The sequence below is a fragment of the Amycolatopsis sp. ATCC 39116 genome, assembly GCF_000231075.2.
GTDB lineage: Bacteria > Actinomycetota > Actinomycetes > Mycobacteriales > Pseudonocardiaceae > Amycolatopsis_E > Amycolatopsis_E tucumanensis.
This window is the reverse complement of the sequence record NZ_AFWY03000105.1, coordinates 1-5,659: the sequence shown is the minus strand read 5'-3', so window position 1 is coordinate 5,659 and position 5,659 is coordinate 1. Positions and strand designations below refer to the sequence as shown.

4 protein-coding genes and 1 pseudogene are annotated in these 5,659 nt (G+C 73.5%); 3 read left to right on the top strand and 2 right to left on the bottom strand.

Annotation, left to right across the window (positions count from 1 at the left end; translation table 11 throughout):
- Both AMY39116_RS0341540 and AMY39116_RS0341535 read right to left on the bottom strand, forming a co-directional pair.
- Positions 1-468, bottom strand: a pseudogene (locus AMY39116_RS0341540) (hypothetical protein); the annotation flags it as partial.
- Positions 465-1,880 carry an amidase gene (locus AMY39116_RS0341535; RefSeq protein WP_020423497.1) on the bottom strand — a complete coding sequence of 472 codons (1,416 nt, stop codon included), beginning with the start codon at positions 1,878-1,880 and terminating at the stop codon, positions 465-467. The gene AMY39116_RS0341535 and the pseudogene AMY39116_RS0341540, both read right to left, overlap by 4 nt.
- A gap of 49 nt (positions 1,881-1,929) precedes the next feature.
- Between AMY39116_RS0341535 and AMY39116_RS0341530 the strand changes: the two genes are divergently transcribed.
- The 3 genes from AMY39116_RS0341530 (at position 1,930) to AMY39116_RS0341520 (ending at position 5,462) form a co-directional block, all read left to right on the top strand.
- Positions 1,930-2,280 (top strand): metalloregulator ArsR/SmtB family transcription factor, encoded by a 351-nt coding sequence (locus AMY39116_RS0341530; protein WP_039792198.1) that lies wholly within the window; start codon positions 1,930-1,932, stop codon positions 2,278-2,280.
- 72 nt (positions 2,281-2,352) lie between these two features.
- The gene (locus tag AMY39116_RS0341525) at positions 2,353-3,084 is read left to right on the top strand and encodes an HAD family phosphatase (protein ID WP_020423495.1); all 732 of its coding nucleotides are present in this window, start codon (positions 2,353-2,355) and stop codon (positions 3,082-3,084) included.
- On the top strand, positions 3,081-5,462 hold the full coding sequence (locus AMY39116_RS0341520; RefSeq protein ID WP_027936702.1) for a glycoside hydrolase family 65 protein: 2,382 nt from the start codon (positions 3,081-3,083) through the stop codon (positions 5,460-5,462). Before AMY39116_RS0341525 ends, AMY39116_RS0341520 begins: the two co-directional genes overlap by 4 nt.
- Positions 5,463-5,659: the final 197 nt, after the last annotated feature.

Genomic DNA, 5,659 nt, shown 5'->3' with positions numbered 1-5,659 from the left:
GTGCCCGTCGCCGCGGTGCTCGCGCAACGTCGTCGCCGCCTGCCACAGCGCCGCGAGCGGGTCGTCCGGCCACGGCAGGGCGGCGTTCGCGGCTCCCAGCGGCCGGCCCGCCCAGCCGGCCGCCGCCACGATCCGCCGCAGCACCGGCAGCACCGGAGCCGGCACCTCGCGCACGTGGTCCCGCAACGCCGCCACCGCGCCCGCGCTCCGGGCGGCCAGCGCCTCCGCCGGGGACACCACATCCCAGATCGACGGCACCGACCGCGCCAGGAACGACGGCGCGAAGCCGTAGAACACGGCGGTCACCACGCCGAGCCCGGCCGCCCCCAGCGGCGCCGCCCGCGTCGCGACGTAGCCGCGCCAGAACCCGCGCAGCCCCGCCGCCTCGTGCGCCGCCTTGGCCTGCGGCGCGAAGTAGGTGACGTCGTGCAGCGTCTCCAGCACGACCCACAGCTCGCGCGCCCTCACCGCGCCACCGCCGGTCGCCGCCGCCCCACCCCGGTGGCCTGCTCGAACGCGTGCCCCAGCTGCAGCACGGCGAAGTCGGCGCGGTGCGGCCCCACGATCTGCAGCCCGACCGGCAGGCCGCCGGGCGTGAACCCGGCGGGCACCGACAACGCGGGCGAGCCGCTGACCGTCACGAAGTAGGCCGAGCGCATCCAGTCGAGGTAGGTCTCCATGACCCGGCCCGCGACCCGCACCGGGTACTCCAGCTCCGCGTCGAACGGCGGCACCTGGCTGACCGGCAGCAACAGGAAGTCGTAGCGCGTGAAGAACTCGCGGAAGCGGTGGAACAGCTCGGTGCGCAGGACTTCGGCGCGGCCGACGTCGGTCGCCGACAGCCGCAGCCCCTCCTCGGTGTTCCACACGATGGTGTCCTTGATCCGGTCCCGCTCGGTTTCCAGTAGTGGCCCGTACTTCACCGCGAACTGCCACGCCCGCAGGATCCGGAACGCCTCGTCCGCGCCGGCGAAGTCCGGGCAGTCGCGCTCCACCACGCACCCCAGGTCGCCGAACACCTTCGCCGACGCCTCGACGACGTCGGCCACCTCCGGTTCCACCGGCACGCTGCCGCCCAGGTCGGGCGACCACGCGATCCGCAGGCCCCGCACGTCGCGGTCCAGCGGGCGGGCGAAGGTCTCCCCCGGCTCGTCCAGCGCGATCGGCGACCGGGGGTCCGGGCCGGCGAGCACCGACAGCAGCAGGGCCGCGTCGGCGACCGTGCGGGCCATCGGACCGGCCGTCGCCAGCCCCGACCAGCCCAGCGGCGCCGGCCACGACGGCACCCGCCCGATCGACGGCCGGAAGCCGACGACGTTGCAGAACGACGCCGGGTTGCGCAGCGACCCGCCGAGGTCGCTGCCGTCGGCCAGCGGGTGCATCCCGGTGGCCAGCGCCGCCGCCGCGCCCCCACTGCTCCCGCCCGCCGACCGGGACAGGTCGTAGGGGTTGCGGGTGGCGCCGAAGACCGGGTTGAAGGTGTGCGAGCCGGCGGCGAACTCCGGCACGTTGGTCTTGCCGATGCTGATCACCCCGGCGGCCCGCATGCGCTCGACCACCAGCTCGTCGCGTTCGGGCACGTGGTCGGCGTGCAGGGGCGAGCCGAAGGTGGTGCGGATGCCCGCAGTCTCGTGGGTGTCCTTGTGCGCGACCGGGATCCCGTGCAGGGGCGGTAGTTCCGCGCCGCGGGCGGCGCGTTCGTCGGCTTCGGCCGCCTCGGCCAGCGCCCGCTCGGCGACGAGCGTGACGACGGCGTTGACGTCCGGATTCACGCGCTCGATCTGGTCCAGGTGCGCCTGCACGACCTCGCGGGCGGACAGCTCGCGCGCCCCGAGCGCGGCGCGCAGTTCCCGTGCGGTGCGGAAGGAGATGTCGGTCACGGTGCGATCCTGCCAGTCCTCGGGCGCGCGCGGATGAGACGATTCCGGGGTGGCAGGTGAGGCGGCACGCCGGGTGATCGACGGTCCGGCCGTCGAGGCGGCGCTGGACGGCCTCGGCGACCGCGATGTGGTGCGCGAGTGGGCCGAGCGGTTCTCGGTGCTGGCCGACCCGTCGCGCCTGACGTTGCTCGTGTGCATCCACTACGCGCGCGAGATCTGCGTGTCCGATCTGGCGGTGGCGGCGGGCATGACGGACACCGCGGTGTCCCAGGCGTTGCGGTTGCTGCGCGCGCACGGCCTGGTCACCGCGCAGCGCACCGGGCGGATCGTCCGGTACCGGCTGGCGGACGCCACCGTCCACGAGCTCATCCACCACGTGCGGCCGCACCGGCAACACTAGAGCCGCGCGGTATAGGTCGTTATACGGCGGTGGCACGCGGCGAGCCCGCCGGTTCGCAGGTACCGTGCAGGCATGATCGGGTTGCCCGACGGCATCACCGCGTGCCTGTTCGACCTGGACGGTGTCCTGACCGGCACCGCCGCGCTGCACCGGGAAGCCTGGAAGCAGACGTTCGACCAGTTCCTGCGCGAACGGGACGGAAGCGGTTTCCACCCGTTCACCGACGCGGACTACGCCCGCTACGTGGACGGGCGGCCGCGGCTGGACGGAGTGCGCACGTTCCTCACCTCGCGCGGGATCGAGCTGCCCGAGGGCGGCCCGGACGACGCGGTCACCGAGCACACCGTGCACGGGCTGGGGAACCGCAAGAACGACCTCGTGCTGCGGATCATCGCCGAGCGCGGGCCGAACCCGTACCCGGGGTCGCGCCGGTACCTGGAGGCCGCGCGGGACGCCGGGATGGCGATCGCGGTGGTGACGTCGTCGGCGAACGCGCAGGCGGTGCTGGACGCGGCGGAGTTCACCCCGTTCGTGCAGGCCCGCATCGACGGGCTGGTCATCACCCGGGACGGGCTGCGCGGCAAACCGGCGCCGGACTCGTTCCTGGCCGGGGCGAAGGCGCTGGGCGTGGAACCCGCGCGGGCGGCGGTGTTCGAGGATGCGCTCGCCGGGGTGGAAGCCGGCCGGGCCGGGAACTTCGGGTTCGTCGTCGGGGTGAACCGGGCGGACCAGGCGGAGGCGCTGCGGGAGCACGGCGCCGACGTGGTGGTGGACGATCTCGCGGAACTGCTGGGGGACGCATGAGCCTCGTGACTCGCGGCTACGAGTGCGCGCCGTGGGAACTGCGGTGGCGCGGCCTCGCGGTCGACCAGTTGCAGCGCACGGAATCGACCTTCGCGTTGTCGAACGGGCACATCGGCCTGCGCGGCACCCTCGAAGAGGGCGAGCCGCGCGGCCTGCCCGGCACCTACCTGAACGGCTTCTACGAGGAGCACGAGCTGCCCTACGCCGAGGCGGGGTACGGCTACCCGGAGGCCGGGCAGACGGTCGTGAACGTGACCGACGGCAAGATCATCCGCCTGCTGGTGGAGGACGAGCCGTTCGACATGCGTTACGGCACAGCGACTTCCCACGAGCGGGTGCTGGACTTCCGGACGGGCACGCTGACCCGCACCACCGAGTGGTCGTCGCCGACCGGGCGGCACGTGCGGGTGCGCACGCAGCGGCTGGTGTCGTTCACCCAGCGCGCGGTGGTGGCGATCCGGTACGAGGTCGAGCCGCTGGACGGGAAGATGCAGCTGGTGCTGCAGTCCGACCTGCTGGCGAACGAGCCGATCGAGTCGGACACCAGGGACCCGCGGGTGGCCGCGGCGCTGCAGTCGCCGCTGGAGTCGGAGTTCTTCCTCGCCGACCACTACCGCGCGGTGCTGGTGCACCAGACGCGGCGGTCCGGGCTGCGCGTGGCGGCGGCGATGGACCACCAGATCGAGTCGCCGGACGGGTTGCGCACCGACATCCTCGCCGAGGAGGACCTGGCGCGGCTGAGCATCGCGGTGGACGTGCCGCAGGGCAAGGTGCTGCGGCTGACCAAGTTCGTCGGCTACGGGTGGTCGGCGCAGCGTTCGGTGCCGGCGTTGCGCGCGCAGGTCGACGCCGCGCTCGCCGGGGCGCTGCAGACCGGCTGGGACGGGCTGCTGGCCGAGCAGCGCGCGTTCCTCGACGACTTCTGGGAGACCGCCGACGTCGAGATCGACGGCGACCCGGAGCTGCAGCAGGCGACCCGGTTCGCGTTGTTCCACATCCTGCAGGCCGGGGCCCGCGGGGAAAGCCGCGCGATCCCCGGCAAGGGGCTGACCGGGCCGGGCTACGACGGCCACGCGTTCTGGGACACCGAGTCGTTCGTGCTGCCGGTGCTGACCTACAGCGTGCCGGAGGCGGCGCGGGATGCGTTGCGGTGGCGGCATTCCACGCTGCCCAAGGCGCGGGAGCGGGCGCGGCAGCTCGGCCTGCGCGGCGCGGCGTTCCCGTGGCGGTCGATCAACGGCGCGGAGTGCTCGGCGTACTGGCCCGCGGGCACGGCGGCGTTCCACGTCAGCGCCGACATCGCCGACGCGGTCGCCCGCTACTACTGGGCCACCGGCGACGCGGAGTTCGAGCGCCAGTGCGGCACCGAGCTGCTGCTGGAGACCGCGCGGCTGTGGATGTCGCTCGGGCACTTCGACCGGCACGGCCGGTTCCGCATCGACGGGGTGACCGGGCCGGACGAGTACTCGGCGGTCGCGGACAACAACGTCTACACGAACCTGATGGCGCAGCGGAACTTCCGCGAGGCGGCGGCGTCCTGCGAGCGGGTGCCGGAGGTCGCGTCACTGTTCGGTGTGGACGAAGCCGAGGTGGCGGGCTGGCGGCGGGCGGCCGAGCAGATGTATGTGCCCTACAACGAAGAACTCGGTGTGCACCCGCAGTCGGAGGGCTTCACCGAGCACCTGGACTGGGACTTCGCCGGCACCCCGCTGGAGAACTACCCGCTGCTGCTGAACTACCCGTACTTCGACCTGTACCGCAAGCAGGTGGTGAAGCAGGCCGACCTGGTGCTGGCGCTGCACCTGCGGGGCGACGCGTTCACGCCGGAGCAGAAGCAGCGCAACTTCGCCTACTACGAGGCCAGGACGGTGCGGGACTCGTCGCTGTCGGCGGGCACGCAGTCGGTGATCGCGGCCGAGGTGGGGCACCTGGACCTGGCCTACGACTACCTGGGCGAGGCGGCGCTGACCGACCTGCACGACGTGCACAACAACGTGCGCAACGGGCTGCACATGGCGTCGCTGGCCGGGGCGTGGATGGGGGTGGTCGCGGGCTTCGGCGGGATGCGCGACCACGACGGCAAGCTGAGCTTCGCGCCGCGGCTGCCGCCCGCGCTGGAGCGGATCCAGTTCCGCATGTGCTTCCGGGAGAGCCGCTTCCTGGTGGAAATCCACCGCGACGACGCGACGTACCGGCTGCTGTCCGGGAAGCCGGTGGAGATCCGGCACCACGGGGAGCCGATGTCGGTCACCGAGGCCGCCACGACGAAGCCGATCCCGCCGATCGACCCGGGCCCGGCGCCGCACCAGCCCGCGGGCCGCGAACCGGCCCGCAGGGACCCCGCCCAGGTGCGGCGCAACATCGCCGCATCCCGCTGAGCCGACCAGAGCGGCTGGACTGTCTCCGGGGCGCGCCGCCGCCGGGGCGAACACCGCCGCTTCCCGCAGGGTGAGCCGGGATAGGGCCGGACCATCGCCGCATCCCGCTGAGCGGACCAGAGCGGCTGGACTGTCTCCAGGGCGGGCCGCCGGCCGGGGCGCCCCGCGGCGAACACCGCCGCTTCCCGCAGGGTGGG

Bases quoted from the DNA above. Each gene is read 5' to 3' on its own strand.
- AMY39116_RS0341525 (WP_020423495.1), top strand. From the start codon at position 2,353: ATGATCGGGTTGCCCGACGGCATCACCGCGTGCCTGTTCGACCTGGAC.
- AMY39116_RS0341520 (WP_027936702.1), top strand. From the start codon at position 3,081: ATGAGCCTCGTGACTCGCGGCTACGAGTGCGCGCCGTGGGAACTGCGG.